15 protein-coding genes and 1 other annotated feature are annotated in these 13,918 nt (G+C 56.7%); of the genes, 8 read left to right on the top strand and 7 right to left on the bottom strand.

The window, feature by feature from the left end:
- Positions 1-17 precede the first annotated feature (17 nt).
- Complete coding sequence (locus C1Y41_RS00880; protein ID WP_039383021.1) at positions 18-887, top strand: LysR substrate-binding domain-containing protein; 870 nt, start codon at positions 18-20, stop codon at positions 885-887.
- A gap of 65 nt (positions 888-952) precedes the next feature.
- Here C1Y41_RS00880 and htpG read toward each other — a convergent pair whose 3' ends face one another.
- The 6 genes from htpG to C1Y41_RS00850 all read right to left on the bottom strand — a co-directional run bounded on the left by htpG (position 953) and on the right by C1Y41_RS00850 (position 7,200).
- Positions 953-2,827 carry a molecular chaperone HtpG gene (htpG, locus tag C1Y41_RS00875; RefSeq protein WP_071668943.1) on the bottom strand — a complete coding sequence of 625 codons (1,875 nt, stop codon included), beginning with the start codon at positions 2,825-2,827 and terminating at the stop codon, positions 953-955.
- Between the two features lie 100 nt (positions 2,828-2,927).
- The gene (gene recR, locus C1Y41_RS00870; RefSeq protein WP_039383019.1) at positions 2,928-3,533 is read right to left on the bottom strand and encodes a recombination mediator RecR; all 606 of its coding nucleotides are present in this window, start codon (positions 3,531-3,533) and stop codon (positions 2,928-2,930) included.
- Positions 3,533-3,862, bottom strand: coding sequence for a YbaB/EbfC family nucleoid-associated protein (locus C1Y41_RS00865; protein ID WP_031377860.1), 330 nt, complete (start codon positions 3,860-3,862; stop codon positions 3,533-3,535). Before C1Y41_RS00865 ends, recR begins: the two co-directional genes overlap by 1 nt.
- A gap of 50 nt (positions 3,863-3,912) precedes the next feature.
- A complete protein-coding gene (gene dnaX, locus C1Y41_RS00860) occupies positions 3,913-5,892 on the bottom strand; it encodes a DNA polymerase III subunit gamma/tau (protein ID WP_104084633.1) in 1,980 nt (659 codons plus the stop codon).
- Positions 4,507-4,568, bottom strand: a sequence feature (DnaX frameshifting element). Its footprint overlaps the gene before it by 62 nt.
- A 225-nt stretch (positions 5,893-6,117) precedes the next feature.
- Positions 6,118-6,669 (bottom strand): adenine phosphoribosyltransferase, encoded by a 552-nt coding sequence (apt, locus tag C1Y41_RS00855; protein WP_039383017.1) that lies wholly within the window; start codon positions 6,667-6,669, stop codon positions 6,118-6,120.
- A 153-nt stretch (positions 6,670-6,822) separates the two neighbouring features.
- Entirely contained in the window at positions 6,823-7,200 is a 378-nt protein-coding gene (locus C1Y41_RS00850) for a DUF454 family protein (protein WP_039383014.1), read from the bottom strand.
- 52 nt (positions 7,201-7,252) lie between these two features.
- On the opposite strand from C1Y41_RS00850, the gene priC reads away from it, so the two are divergent.
- Genes priC through rsmS form a run of 3 tightly spaced genes read left to right on the top strand, consistent with a single transcriptional unit; the run spans position 7,253 to position 8,219 of the window.
- A complete protein-coding gene (priC, locus tag C1Y41_RS00845) occupies positions 7,253-7,765 on the top strand; it encodes a primosomal replication protein PriC (RefSeq protein WP_104084632.1) in 513 nt (170 codons plus the stop codon).
- A 44-nt stretch (positions 7,766-7,809) separates the two neighbouring features.
- Positions 7,810-8,055, top strand: coding sequence for a GlsB/YeaQ/YmgE family stress response membrane protein (locus tag C1Y41_RS00840; protein ID WP_039383012.1), 246 nt, complete (start codon positions 7,810-7,812; stop codon positions 8,053-8,055).
- Between the two features lie 8 nt (positions 8,056-8,063).
- Entirely contained in the window at positions 8,064-8,219 is a 156-nt protein-coding gene (rsmS, locus tag C1Y41_RS00835) for a pleiotropic regulatory protein RsmS (RefSeq protein ID WP_071668940.1), read from the top strand.
- On the opposite strand, the gene acrR is transcribed toward rsmS, so the two are convergent.
- Positions 8,216-8,851 carry a multidrug efflux transporter transcriptional repressor AcrR gene (acrR, locus tag C1Y41_RS00830; protein WP_039383011.1) on the bottom strand — a complete coding sequence of 212 codons (636 nt, stop codon included), beginning with the start codon at positions 8,849-8,851 and terminating at the stop codon, positions 8,216-8,218. The genes rsmS and acrR overlap by 4 nt on opposite strands.
- Positions 8,852-8,994: 143 nt before the next feature.
- Between acrR and C1Y41_RS00825 the strand changes: the two genes are divergently transcribed.
- From C1Y41_RS00825 to ykgO, 4 genes are all read left to right on the top strand, one after another.
- On the top strand, positions 8,995-10,191 hold the full coding sequence (locus tag C1Y41_RS00825) for an efflux RND transporter periplasmic adaptor subunit (RefSeq protein ID WP_039383010.1): 1,197 nt from the start codon (positions 8,995-8,997) through the stop codon (positions 10,189-10,191).
- A gap of 16 nt (positions 10,192-10,207) precedes the next feature.
- Positions 10,208-13,360 carry a multidrug efflux RND transporter permease subunit AcrB gene (locus C1Y41_RS00820; RefSeq protein ID WP_039383009.1) on the top strand — a complete coding sequence of 1,051 codons (3,153 nt, stop codon included), beginning with the start codon at positions 10,208-10,210 and terminating at the stop codon, positions 13,358-13,360.
- Positions 13,361-13,483: 123 nt separating this feature from the next.
- On the top strand, positions 13,484-13,741 hold the full coding sequence (locus C1Y41_RS00815; RefSeq protein WP_039383008.1) for a type B 50S ribosomal protein L31: 258 nt from the start codon (positions 13,484-13,486) through the stop codon (positions 13,739-13,741).
- A 12-nt stretch (positions 13,742-13,753) separates the two neighbouring features.
- Positions 13,754-13,894 carry a type B 50S ribosomal protein L36 gene (gene ykgO, locus C1Y41_RS00810; RefSeq protein ID WP_071668939.1) on the top strand — a complete coding sequence of 47 codons (141 nt, stop codon included), beginning with the start codon at positions 13,754-13,756 and terminating at the stop codon, positions 13,892-13,894.
- Positions 13,895-13,918 lie beyond the last annotated feature (24 nt).

Here is a 13,918-nt window from a genome sequence, read left to right as displayed (position 1 = left end):
TTACACAAGGGACGAGTATGACCGCGCTTCCGTCACTACGGGCGCTGCGCTATTTTCATCAGGCAGCGCTGCACAGCAGTTTCAGTACGGCAGCGGAAACCCTGCATGTCACCCACAGCGCCGTCAGCCATCAGGTGCGCCAGCTGGAGAGCTGGATGGGCAAACCGCTGTTTGTACGCACTAACGGACGCGTCAAACTCACCTCGCATGGCGAACGCCTTCTGGTCAGCTGTCAGAAAGCGTTCAGCGAACTCGCCACCAGCTGCGAAAGCATACGTACCGGTATGCGGCATCACCTCTCTGTTTCCTGTGCGCCCAGCTTTCTCTCTCAGTGGCTGATCCCGCGTATCAGCAGTTTCTATCAGCGCTACCCGGATATCGACGTGCAGTTTCAGTCACTGGTTGAGATCGATCAGCTGCGCAGTGAACACACCGATGTGCTGATCCTGAGTTATGAGCAGCAGCCCGATGATGATATTGAAGCCACGCTTATCAGCGATGACGCGATTGGGCCGCTCTGTGCGCCCCACTACGCCGAACGCCTGCAGAGCGCGCGCGATCTGCAAACGCTGCCGCTGCTGCATGCGGATACCCGGCTGCACGCCTGGGCTGAGTGGGCAAAAAACAGCGGCGCACGCGGTGATTTCTGGCGTGGCAAACACTTTGATAATCTGATGCTGGCTATTCAGGCCGCCAGAAGCGGTCTGGGGATCATTATGGCCCCGCGACTGCTGGTGCAGCAGGAGCTGGAAGCGGGCGCGCTGATTGCGCCGCTGGGCTTTGTGCGCATCGATCGCGCGACCTGGATGATGGCCAAACGCTCGCGCGAGCAGAATGCAGAGATCCGTCTGTTTCGCGCATGGCTCAGAGAGCAGGCGCAGTGCTGACGCCATAAAAAAGGGCGCCATTAATGGCGCCCTTAGCTGTTTTATTCGCTTCGCGCTGTGCGGCGTTACGCCGTCAGCAGCTGGTTCATGCGGCGGATAAACTGGTTAGGATCGTCCAGCGTACCGCGCTCAGCCAGCAGCGCCTGATCCAGCAGCAGTTCAACCCATTCGGCAAAGCGCGCCTCATCCTGGGTATCCGCTACGCGTTTCACCAGGCCATGCTCCGGATTGATCTCAAAGATATATTTCACTTCCGGAACATCCTGACCGGCGGCGGCAAACAGCTTCGCCATCTGGGTGGTCATTTCGTTAGCATCAGTGGTGACGATAGCAGGCGTATCGGTCAGACGATGCGTCAGTCGCACCTCTTTAACGCGCTCGCCCAGCAGCGTTTTCACGCGCTCAACAAACGGCTCCAGCGCTTTTTCCGCTTCTTTCTGCTCTTCGGTCTCTTCATCCGCCAGCTTGCTCAGCGACTCATCAGCTTTGCTTACTGACTGGAACGTTTTACCTTCGAACTCGGTGAGATAACTCATCATCCACTCATCGATACGATCGGAGAGCAGCAGTACCTCAATGCCTTTTTTGCGGAACAGCTCCAGATGCGGGCTGCTTTTCGCCGCGGCATAGCTGTCCGCCGTGATGTAGTAGATCTTCTCCTGACCTTCAACCATGCGGCTCAGGTAGTCATCCAGCGATACGCTCTGCTCGCTGCCTTCGCTCTGCGTGGTGGCAAAACGCAGCAGTTTAGCAATCGCCTGCTGATTGGCGCTATCTTCTGCCGGTCCCTCTTTCAGTACCAGACCAAACTCTTTCCAGAACTGCTGATACTTCTCTGCATCATCTTTTGCCAGTTTTTCCAGCATCTGCAGGCTGCGCTTAGTCAGCGCGGCGCGCAGGCTCTGGGTGACACGGCTGTCCTGCAGAATTTCACGTGAGACGTTAAGCGGCAGATCGTTAGAGTCAATCAGACCGCGCACAAAGCGCAGGTAGTTCGGCATGAATTGCTCAGCGTCATCCATAATAAACACGCGCTGTACATAAAGCTTGAGGCCATGCTTGCTGTCGCGGTTCCACATATCGAACGGAGCACGCTGCGGGATGTAGAGCAGGCTGGTGTACTCCTGCTTGCCTTCCACGCGATTATGGCTCCAGATAGCCGGATCGCTGAAGTCATGTGCAATGTGCTTGTAGAACTCGTTGTACTCGTCGTCGCTGATCTCCGCTTTATTACGCGTCCACAGCGCCTGGGCTTTGTTGACCTTCTCCCAGGTTACGGTGTCGTTCTCTTCATCTTTGGTTTCGATCTCTACCGGCAGTGCGATGTGATCGGAATATTTGCTGATGACGTTACGCACGCGCCAGGCGTCAAGGAAATCATCTTCCCCTGCGCGGAAATGCAGCGTGATCTCGGTACCGCGATCGGCTTTTTCGATTTCTGCCAGGGTATATTCGCCCTCGCCTTCTGACTCCCAGAACACGCCCTCGCTGGCCTGTGCGCCGGCAGCGCGGGTGCGCACGGTCACTTTGTCAGCAACGATAAAGGCGGAGTAGAAACCCACACCAAACTGGCCAATCAGCTGGCTGTCTTTCGCCTGGTCAGAGCCCATAGACTCCAGGAACGCTTTGGTGCCTGATTTAGCGATAGTACCGAGGTTTTCAATTACCTCATCGCGACGCATACCGATACCGTTGTCGCTCAGCGTCAGCGTCCGTTTCTCCTTGTCGACCGAGATACGCACGCGCAGCTCGCCGTCGCCTTCATAGAGATCCGGAGTGGAAAGCGCGCGGAAGCGCAGCTTATCAGCGGCATCAGAGGCGTTGGAGATCAGTTCACGCAGGAAAATCTCTTTGTTTGAATAGAGGGAATGGATCATCAGGTGCAGAAGTTGTTTTACCTCTGACTGGAAGCCACGCGTCTCTTGTCCTTTCATGGTCATTGCTACCTCAACAGAATCGGGGTTGATCGAACGTTGAGGAAGAGATGGGGATGGCGGGAAAATTTTCAAGCCGGTTTCAGTGAATGAAACCGGCGAGTGCTTAGAATTTAATCTTATGACGCCCGGCAAGAGAGTGCGACAGCGTGGTGCCATCAACCATCTCCAGCTCACCACCTACCGGCACACCGTGTGCAATACGGCTGGCGTCAACGCCATACTGACCGCACAGCTCAGCGATATAGTTGGCGGTCGCTTCACCCTCTACCGTGGGGTTGGTCGCCAGGATCACCTCCTGCAGCGTCTCATGTTCCAGACGCTGCTCCAGGCGATCGAGCCCGATATCCTGCGGACCAATCCCATCCAGCGGCGACAGATGTCCCATCAGCACAAAGTAGCGTCCGCCAAACTGGCCGGTCTGCTCAATGGCGTGAATATCTGCCGGGCTTTCCACCACGCAAATCTGCCCGTTCTGCTGCCGACGGGCGTTAGCACAGATGGTGCAGATCTCCTGTTCGGTGAAGGTGCGGCAATCGGCACAGTGGCCGATTTCCGACATCGCGCGCGTCAGCGCCTGAGCCAGACGCATGCCACCGCTGCGATCGCGTTGCAACAGGTGAAACGCCATGCGCTGCGCTGACTTCGGGCCTACACCCGGCAGACAGCGCAGTGACTCCATTAAGGTTTCAAGCAGTGGACTGGTCTGCATCAGAACGGCATCTTGAAGCCAGGCGGCAGCTGCATACCGGAAGAGACAGAAGCCATCTTCTCTTTCTGCGTCTCATCGATGCGACGCGCCGCATCGTTAAAGGCTGCAGCAATCAAATCTTCCAGCATATCTTTGTCATCTTCCAGCAGGCTGGGATCGACTTCCACGCGACGGCAGTTGTGCGCGCCGTTGATGGTTACTTTAACCAGACCCGCACCCGATTCGCCCGTAACTTCCAGCGCGGCGATCTCTTCCTGAACCTTGGCCATTTTATCCTGCATCTGCTGGGCCTGTTTCATCAGGTTGCCCAATCCGCCTTTACCAAACATAGTTTTCTCTCTCTGCTGGGGCTGCGCGCAACCTCTGCGCGACAGCGTGATCATACGGGTCGGATACTCTCTTCATCCAGATCGGCATCAAAGAACTGCTGCAGCATCTGAATGTGGGTATCACTTGCGAGCGACTGGCGCGCCTGCGCCAGCTTCTCTTCATAGATGGCCTGTCGCCACTCCAGCGGCGTCAGCACCGCCGGATTATCATCTTCCACGATGGTCAGTTCAACTTCCTGACCCGCCGCCTGGCTTAGCGCAGCCTGAATGGCCTGCCGGGCTGCCGCAGAATTGAGGTGTCGCTGGCTGCTGCGCAGATGCAGCGTCACGCTCTGTTCATGCTGCTCTTTCCACGCGTTGAGCGCCACCTGCTGCACCAGCTTTGGCAGCGTCAGCCGGGCAATTTCAGCGGTCCAGGCATCACGCAGCTGTGCTTCCTCGGCCAGCCGCGCAGCCAGCTCCGGCGTTTTCTCATGCTCCAGCGCTGAACGCAAGGCTTTTGGCGTTGCGACCGGCTCCGCTTTCTCCTCACTCTGCTGCTGTGCTTTCCAGCGGTACGCCTCCGGTTTTACCGGCGCGCTTGCGGTTTCGGGTGCACGCTGCTGAACGCGCTCCGTCACCGTAGCCAGACGCTCCAGCGCCTGATTTGCCGGCCGCGCGGGACGCGCTGCCGGCTCACTCTTTTTTACTTTACCTGCCCCCTGACGCAGCAGTTGCGTACGCGCCTGCAGCAGCTGACTGGTGGTGTCCGGCAGATTGCCGGCAGGCGGAGCCTGCGGTTCTGCCGGAGCCGGCGCAGCGGGCGGCGCCATCTGCGGTTGCGTAGCCGGCGCCATCTGCGGTTGTGTAGCCGCAGCAGGCTGCTCAGCCGGGGCGGCGGCAGGTACCTGCGGTGCCGCCTGCGGTGCCAGCGACGGACGCGCCACCGGTTCAGCAAGTGTAGCCTGTGGATGGAAAGCCAGCGCGCGCAGCAGCGTCATTTCCACACCCAGGCGCCGATCGGGTGCCAGCGGCAGATCTTTGCGTCCCATCAGCAGCGTCTGATAGTAGAGCTGCACGTCAGCGGGTGGCAGGGTACGCGCCAGCTCACGCAGGCGCTGCGCTTCACTGAACTCTTCATCATTGAGAGAGCCAGGCAGCAGCTGCACCATTGCGATGCGATGCAGCAGCCGCAGCATCTCAACCAGCAGCGCTTCCCACTCTACTCCGCGCGAAGCGGCCTGATTCAGGCGCGCCATTACCCGTTCGCCGCTGCCCTCCACCAGCGCTTCAATCAGCGCCAGCGGCTGTTCATCATCCAGCGTGCCGAGCATCTGCGCGACGGTATCGCGCGTGACGCTGCCCTGCCCGCTGGCGATCGCCTGATCGGTCAGGCTCAGCGCATCACGCATACTGCCATCGGCAGCGCGCGCCAGCAGATGCAGCGCACGTGGCTCCGCGGCAATCTGCTCCTGCTCCAGCACATAGCTCAGCTGCTGCTGAATCTGTTCAACGTCCAGCGCTTTCAGATGGAACTGCAGGCAGCGCGACAGGATAGTGATCGGCAGCTTCTGCGGATCGGTGGTGGCCAGCAAAAACTTAACGTGGGACGGCGGCTCTTCCAGCGTTTTCAGCAGGGCATTAAAGCTGTGGCGCGACAGCATATGTACTTCATCAATCAGATAGACCTTGAAGCGACCGCGCGCTGGCGCGTACTGCACGTTATCCAGCAGATCGCGCGTATCTTCCACTTTGGTACGGGAAGCCGCATCGATCTCGATTAAGTCAACAAAGCGGCCCTGCTCAATTTCCCGGCAGTTGTCGCACTTGCCACAGGGCGTAGCGGTAATACCGGTTTCGCAGTTCAACCCTTTCGCCAGCAGGCGGGCAATAGAAGTTTTCCCTACGCCGCGGGTGCCGGAGAAAAGATAGGCATGATGAATACGTCCCAGTGATAACCCGTTGGCGAGCGCAGTCAGCACATGTTCCTGACCCACTACGTCTGCGAAGGCCTGGGGACGCCATTTTCGCGCAAGTACCTGATAGCTCATGTGGATGTGGTCACTGGATTGTATTGAGTTGGCACAGCAGCGCGGCAATCAGCCGGCAGCCACCGTCAGAAAAAGGGAAAAAATGCAGCTTCGCAAACCCTGTGTATTTGGGCAGTAGTTTACCAGCCACAGCGAAATATGCCTATACCCGTCTCGGGCAGGCGCAGGCAGAGTAACCTATGGGATAAGCACTGCGCTCTGCAAAACGGCAGAGCGCAGCAGGCCTTAGTGGCCGGGGAAGCTGACGAGGCTGTAGCAGTTAACGCCCAGCGCGGTCAGGCGCGCTTCGCCGCTGAGATCGAACAGATTAATGACAAAAGCGGCATCGTTGACTTCGCCACCCGCGCGGCGGATCAGTTTTACCGTCGCCTCAATGGTGCCGCCGGTTGCCAGCAGATCGTCGATGACCAGCACGATATCGCCGGGTTTAATCGCGTCTTTGTGCAGCTCCAGCGCATCCGTACCGTACTCCAGCTCATAGCGCTCCTGCCAGGTTTCACGCGGCAGCTTGCCCGGTTTACGCACCGGTATAAAGCCTACGCCCAGCCCCAGCGCTACGGGTGCACCAAACAGGAAGCCGCGCGCTTCTGTACCCACCACTTTGGTGATGCCTTTGTCACGATAACGCTCAACCAGAATGGAAATCGCCGCCGCATAGGCCTGCGGATCTTCCATAAGGCTGGTCACGTCGCGGAACAGAATGCCCGGCTTCGGATAGTCGTGAATACTTTTGATGCTGTTTTTGATCAGTTCAAGCTGCTGCGCAGTTGCGGTCATAAAGGTTACGCCTGGAAAAATATCTAAAACGCGCAGCTTCAACAGCGCCAATACCCGGAGACCGGGTTAAGCGAAGTCGTTTCACAGAGGGAAGCCACGCACGAAGATGCCCAAATCTAAGCAAACAGCGGCCTAAATGCAACCCTGACGCGGTTAATGTTGCGTTGTCTCTTCTGCTACTACCGGGATACGCCACATAAAGAGCAGCAGTATCGCTAATAACACCAGCAGCAGCAGACGCAGCCAGAACAGCTTTACCAGCCAGAGCGAGAACGCAAAGGTGATGATAATCAGCACTATTGCCCGCCCCTTAGCGCCTGGCGGCATGGCACGATGACGCTGCCAGTGACGCAGATAGCGGCCAAAAGGCGAGCGCCACAGCAGCCAGTGGTGAAAGCGCGGCGATGAACGGGCAAAACACCAGGCGGCCAGCAACACAAATGGCGTTGTCGGGAGTAAAGGTAATACAATGCCCAGCGTGCCCAGCACTATCGCCAGCCAGCCAAGGCTCAACAGTAGAAAACGCTGCATGCCAGATGCCTGAATACTGAATATGCTCTTACGTTAACATGGAACCGAAGTGATGCCTCTCCTTTCCGCGCCTGAGCGGCTGCAAAAAATCGTTGAAACGCTGCGCCAGCGCATAGCACAGCAGCCGGACGGCGTCTGCAGAGTGCCGCGCTTTGATGCCGCACTGTTTCATACTAAAGGCACCCGCCTGAGCGACTATCTGCAGGAGCTGGAGCGAAATCTGCACCATCTGCAGCAAAAACAGCACAGCGCCGTGCAGCAGCAGTGGCTGGCGCAGCGGGTGCTGGATCAGCTGGCGGCACTTCAGCGCGAATGCGAAAGCCAGCAGCTGCGGCCGTGGCGGGAGCAGCCGCGGCGGGATACCCGCCAGCAGAAGCGTGTTGAGTATCAGGGGTATGAGACGCGGCTACTCGCCATGCTGCGCCAGCGCGAGGCGCATCTTGCCCGGGCAGAAACGCTGAGCGTGCAGCAGCAGCTGATGCGGGAAGTGGAGCAGCTGCAGGCGCGATTAAGCCGCTGTCGCGCTGCGCTTTATCAGCTCGATCTGCCCGCCGCGCAGCCGTAGCGCTGCACTTCTATACTCAACGCATAAGGCAGAAGGAGGAACCGGTGACGCTGATTATCTGGATAGTAACGGGCCTGGCCGCTGGCTGGCTCAGGCGCCTGCTGCTGCCCGGCAGGCCCGGCGGGATGATCCCCGGGCTGGTACTGGCCGCAATTGGCGCGCTGATTGGCGGCTATATTGCCACCTACTTTATGAATGGCGAAATCGGCACGCTGCATATCGCCGGCGTAGCTGCCGCTTTGGCGGGCGCAGTGCTGATGCTGCTGGTTGCAATAAAACTACGAATTTAGGAGAGAGTATGTCGCTTGAGAGCGCACCGGATGAGATTAAGCTGGCGGTCGATTTGATTCAGCTGCTGGAGGAGAACCAGGTGCCGCCCGCGACGGTGCTGGCCGCGCTGGCGATCGTCCGGCGCGACTATGAACAGAAGCTGGCCGCCGCGCATGCAGATTAACGCCCGCTCAGGGTCGGGCTCAGCCGCAGCATATCGAGAAACGCATCAACGATCTGCGGCGCTTCCGCGGCCAGGTCAAAACTGTGCGGATTAAACAGCCAGCTCTCCATCATGCCATTGATATAGCCGCGCATCAGCAGTGCCGCCTGACGGGTATTCAGCGCACCGGGCAGCTGTCCCGCTTCAATGCAGCTGCGCAGCACGGTTTCAATGCGGTCATAACACGCCTGCAGTAAGCCCTGCTGCATCGCAACCAGCGTTGACATTTCGCCCACAAACTCACATTTATGGAAGATAATCTCCATAAGTGCGCGTCTTTGCGCATCCTTTGCCGTGGCGTCAAGGATATAGATCAGCATCGAACGCATTACAGAAAGTGGATCGTCCGGATATTTTGTCTGATACTCAAGTTCCACATCGTCCAGCCCGGCGTCGCAGCGCAGCCAGATTTCCTGTAACAGATCGGCTTTATTTTTAAAGTGCCAGTAAATGGCACCGCGCGTGACGCCAGCCGCTGCGGCGATATCAGCCAGCGACGTGGCGGCCACACCCTGTTCAGAAAAGTGTGCTAATGCGGCATCAAGAATTTGATTACGCGTTTCAAGTGCTTGCGCTTTGGTTTTTCGTGCCATAGGGAGCTGTTTTTACAAACTGGCAAGTTTACATACATTTGTGAATGTATGTACCATAGCATGACCCGTGTTTTAACGCAGCAATGGGTTTATCGGTTTGTGATCCATTGATCATTTGATATCGGACACTAGAGGTTTTATTTATGAATAAAAACAGAGGGTTAGTGCCTCTGGCGGCCGCCGTGATGCTTTCAGGCAGCTTTTTGTTAACAGGATGTGATGATGATAAATCTCAGCAAGCCGGCCAGCAGCAGCAACAGCCGCCGGAAGTCGGGGTGGTCACATTAAAAGCTGAACCCCTGAAGGTCACGACTGAACTGCCTGGTCGCACTTCCGCGTTTCGCGTAGCAGAAGTCCGCCCTCAGGTGTCGGGTATCATTCTGAAGCGTAATTTTGTTGAAGGCAGTGATATTAAAGCGGGCCAGTCGCTTTATCAGATCGATCCTGCCACCTATCAGGCAGCTTACGACAGTGCTAAAGGGGATTTAGCGCAGGCGCAGGCTAATGCCCGCGTAGCGCAGCTCACCATCAAACGTTATAAGCCACTGCTCGGCACCAAATATATCAGTCAGCAGGATTACGACAACGCAGCGGCCACTGCGGCTCAGACTGCGGCTGCCGTACAGGCTGCCCAGGCTAACGTTGAAACTGCCCGTATCAACCTCGCCTACACCAAAGTCACGTCGCCTATCAGCGGCCGTATCGGCAAATCCTCTGTGACGGAAGGTGCCCTGGTCTCCAATGGTCAGACTAACGCGCTCGCGACCGTGCAGCAGCTGGATCCTATGTATGTCGATGTAACGCAGTCCAGTGACGATTTTCTGCGCCTGCGCGCCGAGCTCGAAGCGGGCCAGCTGAAACAGACCGATGGTAAAGCTAACGTCACGCTGCTGATGCAGGATGGTAGCCCTTACAAGCAGTCGGGAACACTGGAATTTTCCGATGTCACCGTCGATGAAACCACCGGTTCGATTACGCTGCGCGCTATCTTCCCGAACCCGGATAACCGTCTGCTGCCGGGTATGTTTGTGCGCGCGCGTCTGGATGAAGGCGTGAACCCAACCGCGCTGCTGGTGCCGCAAACCGGCGTGACCCGTACGCCAACCGGTGATGCCAGCGCGATGGTTGTTGGCGCAGATAACAAAGTAGAAGTACGTAAGATCACTGCAAATCAGGCGTTTGGTGACAAATGGCTGGTTACCGATGGTCTGAAAGAGGGCGACCGCGTGATTACCGTCGGTATTCAGCGCGCGAAAGCGGGTGCGCAGGTTACGCCAAAAGAGGTCTCAGATGATGCTAAAGCAGCCCAGGAATCTCAGTCTGCTAAATCATCGTCATAACAGGAGCCGTTGATACATGGCTAAGTTCTTTATCGATCGCCCCATTTTTGCATGGGTGCTTGCCATCATCATTATGATGGCGGGTGCGCTGTCGATCATCAGCCTGCCGATTGAGCAATATCCCAATGTTGCGCCACCGGCGGTTGAGATCCAGGCATCTTATCCGGGTGCGGATGCAAAAACGCTGCAGGATTCTGTTACGCAGGTTATTGAACAGAATATGAACGGCATCGACGGGCTGATGTATATGTCCTCGAGCAGTGACTCATCCGGTACGCTGACGCTGACGCTGACCTTCCAGTCCGGTACCGACGCGGATATCGCGCAGGTACAGGTGCAGAACAAGCTGCAGCTGGCGATGCCGCTGCTGCCGCAGGAAGTACAGCAACAGGGGATTCAGGTTAAAAAATCCTCCAGCAGCTTCCTGATGGTAGCCGGTTTTGTCAGTGACGATGGCAGCATGACGCAGAACGACATTGCGGACTATGTCGCCTCTAATATCAAAGATCCTATCAGCCGTACCACAGGCGTAGGTGATACCCAGGTGTTTGGTGCACAGTATGCGATGCGTATCTGGCTCGATCCGCACAAGCTGAACAACTATCAGCTGACGCCGGTTGATGTCATCAGCGCGCTGCAGACGCAGAATACCCAGGTCGCTGCCGGTCAGCTGGGCGGTACACCGCCGGTGCCGGGCCAGCAGCTTAACGCCTCGATTATTGCTCAGACCCGCCTGACCTCAACCGATGAGTTTGGCAACATCATGCTCAAGGTGAACCAGGATGGTTCGCAGGTGCGTCTGCGCGACGTGGCAAAAATTGAACTGGGTGGTGAAAACTACGAAGTTATTGCCCGTTACAACGGCAAGCCCGCATCCGGTATCGGTATCAAGCTGGCAACCGGGGCTAATGCACTGGATACCGCAGAAGCGGTTAAAGCAGAGCTGGGTAAACTGGAGCCGTTCTTCCCGTCAGGCATGAAGACCGTCTACCCGTATGACACGACCCCGTTTGTAAAAATCTCCATTTTCGAAGTGGTTAAAACCCTGTTTGAAGCGATTGTGCTGGTGTTCCTGGTTATGTATCTGTTCCTGCAGAACTTCCGCGCCACGCTGATCCCCACCATCGCCGTACCGGTGGTGCTGCTGGGTACCTTCGCTATCATCAATGGTTTTGGCTACTCCATTAACACGCTTACGATGTTTGGTATGGTGCTCGCCATCGGCCTGCTGGTTGATGACGCCATCGTGGTCGTCGAGAACGTTGAGCGCGTTATGGCAGAAGAGGGACTGCCGCCGAAAGAGGCGACCAAACGCTCCATGGAGCAGATTCAGGGCGCGCTGGTCGGTATTGCGCTGGTGCTCTCTGCGGTATTTATTCCCATGGCGTTCTTTGGCGGTTCGACCGGGGTTATCTACCGTCAGTTCTCGATCACCATCGTTTCAGCGATGGCGCTGTCGGTGCTGGTCGCGCTGATCCTCACCCCTGCCCTCTGTGCCACCATGCTCAAACCGATTAAAAAAGGTGAGCATGGTAAAACCACCGGCTTCTTTGGCTGGTTCAACCGCATGTTCGACAAAAGCACCAATCACTATGTCGACAGCGTCAGCCATATTATCCGCAGTACCGGCCGCTATCTGGTGATCTATCTGGTCATTGTTCTTGGCATGGCGTGGCTGTTCCTGAAGCTGCCGACCTCCTTCCTGCCGGAAGAAGATCAGGGGCTGTTACTGGCGCAGGCGCAGCTGCCAGCCGGTGCAACCCAGGAGCGTACTCAGAAAGTGCTGGATCAGGTAACGGACTACTTCCTGACCAAAGAGAAAGATAGCGTCAATTCCGTGTTCACCGTTAACGGCTTTGGCTTTGCCGGCCGTGGTCAGAACACCGGTATCGCGTTTGTCAGCCTGAAGCCGTGGGATGAGCGTGGCAGCGCCGATCTGAAAGTACCGGCTATCGCCGGACGCGCCATGGGCGCACTGGGTCAGATTAAAGATGCCATGGTCTTCCCGTTCAACCTGCCGGCCATTATCGAACTGGGGAACGCCACCGGTTTTGACTTCCAGCTGATTGATCAGGGCAACCTGGGCCATGAAAAGCTGACCGAAGCGCGAAATCAGCTGTTTGGCATGATCGCCCAGCATTCAGATACGCTGGTTGGCGTACGTCCGAACGGCCTGGAAGATACGCCGCAGTACAAACTGATTATCGATCAGGAAAAAGCGCAGGCGCTGGGGGTATCGCTCTCTGATATCAACACTACGCTGGGCGCCGCCTGGGGTGGATCCTACGTCAACGACTTTATCGATCGCGGTCGCGTGAAGAAAGTGTACGTTATGGGTAAAGCGGATGCGCGCATGCTGCCGGATGACATTGGCAAATGGTATGTGCGTAACAGCGCCGGCAATATGGTGCCTTTCTCCGCCTTCTCCTCGGCGAAATGGCAGTATGGCTCACCACGACTGGAGCGTTACAACGGTCTGCCTTCCATGGAGATCCTCGGTCAGGCTGCCCCGGGCAAAAGCTCGGGTGACGCGATGGATATGATGGAGGAGCTGGCGTCGAAACTGCCAACCGGTATCGGCTACGACTGGACCGGCATGTCCTATCAGGAACGTCTGTCAGGTAACCAGGCCCCGGCGCTCTATGCGATCTCGCTGATTGTCGTCTTCCTCTGCCTGGCGGCACTCTATGAGAGCTGGTCTATTCCGTTCTCGGTGATGCTGGTCGTGCCGCTCGGCGTGATTGGCGCGCTGATCTTCACTACCCTGCGCGGGCTCAGTAACGACGTCTACTTTGTAGTCGGACTGCTGACCACGATTGGTCTTTCCGCTAAGAACGCCATTCTGATCGTCGAATTTGCGAAAGATTTGATGGATAAAGAGGGCAAAGGCCTGGTGGAAGCGACGCTGGAAGCGGTACGTATGCGTCTGCGCCCGATTCTGATGACCTCACTGGCGTTTATCCTCGGTGTACTGCCGCTGGCGATCAGCAGCGGTGCCGGTTCCGGCGCTCAGAACGCAGTAGGTACCGGCGTAATGGGAGGAATGGTCACCGCTACCGCGCTGGCAATCTTCTTTGTACCGGTCTTCTTCGTCGTGGTGCGTCGCCGCTTCAGTAAGCATAAAGCGGACCTTGAAGGCAGCCATCCGGCTGAACACGCGAAACACTGATTTACTCCTTAATGAAAAAGGCCGCAGATGCGGCCTTTTTTTATGGTGCCTGATGACGGTTGCAATCGCGCCATAACGGGCGCATAATATTGTTATAGTATAACATTACATAGGAATCGTCATATGAAGCCTGATATCCATCCGCACTATCGCCCGGTTCTGTTCCATGACACTACCGCTGATGAGTATTTTAAAGTGGGATCAACGATTAAGACTGAACGCACCATCGAGTTTGAAGGCGAAGTTCTGCCTTACGTAACGCTGGATGTCTCCTCAAAATCGCACGTTTATTATACCGGCAAACAAAAAGAGTTCGCCAAAGAGGGCAGCGCGGCGCGCTTCAACAAGCGCTTTGGCAGCTTCCTGACGCGCACCAAATAAAGGAGCAGTACGATGCAGGTCGTGAGTTCACTTCGGTCGGCTAAAACCCGCCACCGGGATTGCAAAGTGGTACGACGTAAAGGCCGTATTTATGTGATTTGCAAATCCAATCCACGTTTCAAAGCGGTTCAGGGAAGAAAGAAAAAGCGTTAATGCGTTGTGAGAGTTTGGCCGGGA

This window comes from Pantoea sp. ICBG 1758 (genome assembly GCF_002928325.1).
Lineage (GTDB): Bacteria > Pseudomonadota > Gammaproteobacteria > Enterobacterales > Enterobacteriaceae > Pantoea > Pantoea eucrina.
The sequence above is the reverse complement of the archived record's forward strand: the minus strand, read 5'-3'. Positions and strand labels throughout refer to the sequence as shown.

Bases quoted from the DNA above. Each gene is read 5' to 3' on its own strand.
- C1Y41_RS00880 (WP_039383021.1), top strand. From the start codon at position 18: ATGACCGCGCTTCCGTCACTACGGGCGCTGCGCTATTTTCATCAGGCA.
- htpG (WP_071668943.1), bottom strand. From the start codon at position 2,827: ATGACCATGAAAGGACAAGAGACGCGTGGCTTCCAGTCAGAGGTAAAA.
- recR (WP_039383019.1), bottom strand. From the start codon at position 3,533: ATGCAGACCAGTCCACTGCTTGAAACCTTAATGGAGTCACTGCGCTGT.
- C1Y41_RS00865 (WP_031377860.1), bottom strand. From the start codon at position 3,862: ATGTTTGGTAAAGGCGGATTGGGCAACCTGATGAAACAGGCCCAGCAG.
- dnaX (WP_104084633.1), bottom strand. From the start codon at position 5,892: ATGAGCTATCAGGTACTTGCGCGAAAATGGCGTCCCCAGGCCTTCGCA.
- apt (WP_039383017.1), bottom strand. From the start codon at position 6,669: ATGACCGCAACTGCGCAGCAGCTTGAACTGATCAAAAACAGCATCAAA.
- C1Y41_RS00850 (WP_039383014.1), bottom strand. From the start codon at position 7,200: ATGCAGCGTTTTCTACTGTTGAGCCTTGGCTGGCTGGCGATAGTGCTG.
- priC (WP_104084632.1), top strand. From the start codon at position 7,253: ATGCCTCTCCTTTCCGCGCCTGAGCGGCTGCAAAAAATCGTTGAAACG.
- rsmS (WP_071668940.1), top strand. From the start codon at position 8,064: ATGTCGCTTGAGAGCGCACCGGATGAGATTAAGCTGGCGGTCGATTTG.
- acrR (WP_039383011.1), bottom strand. From the start codon at position 8,851: ATGGCACGAAAAACCAAAGCGCAAGCACTTGAAACGCGTAATCAAATT.
- C1Y41_RS00825 (WP_039383010.1), top strand. From the start codon at position 8,995: ATGAATAAAAACAGAGGGTTAGTGCCTCTGGCGGCCGCCGTGATGCTT.
- C1Y41_RS00820 (WP_039383009.1), top strand. From the start codon at position 10,208: ATGGCTAAGTTCTTTATCGATCGCCCCATTTTTGCATGGGTGCTTGCC.
- C1Y41_RS00815 (WP_039383008.1), top strand. From the start codon at position 13,484: ATGAAGCCTGATATCCATCCGCACTATCGCCCGGTTCTGTTCCATGAC.
- ykgO (WP_071668939.1), top strand. From the start codon at position 13,754: ATGCAGGTCGTGAGTTCACTTCGGTCGGCTAAAACCCGCCACCGGGAT.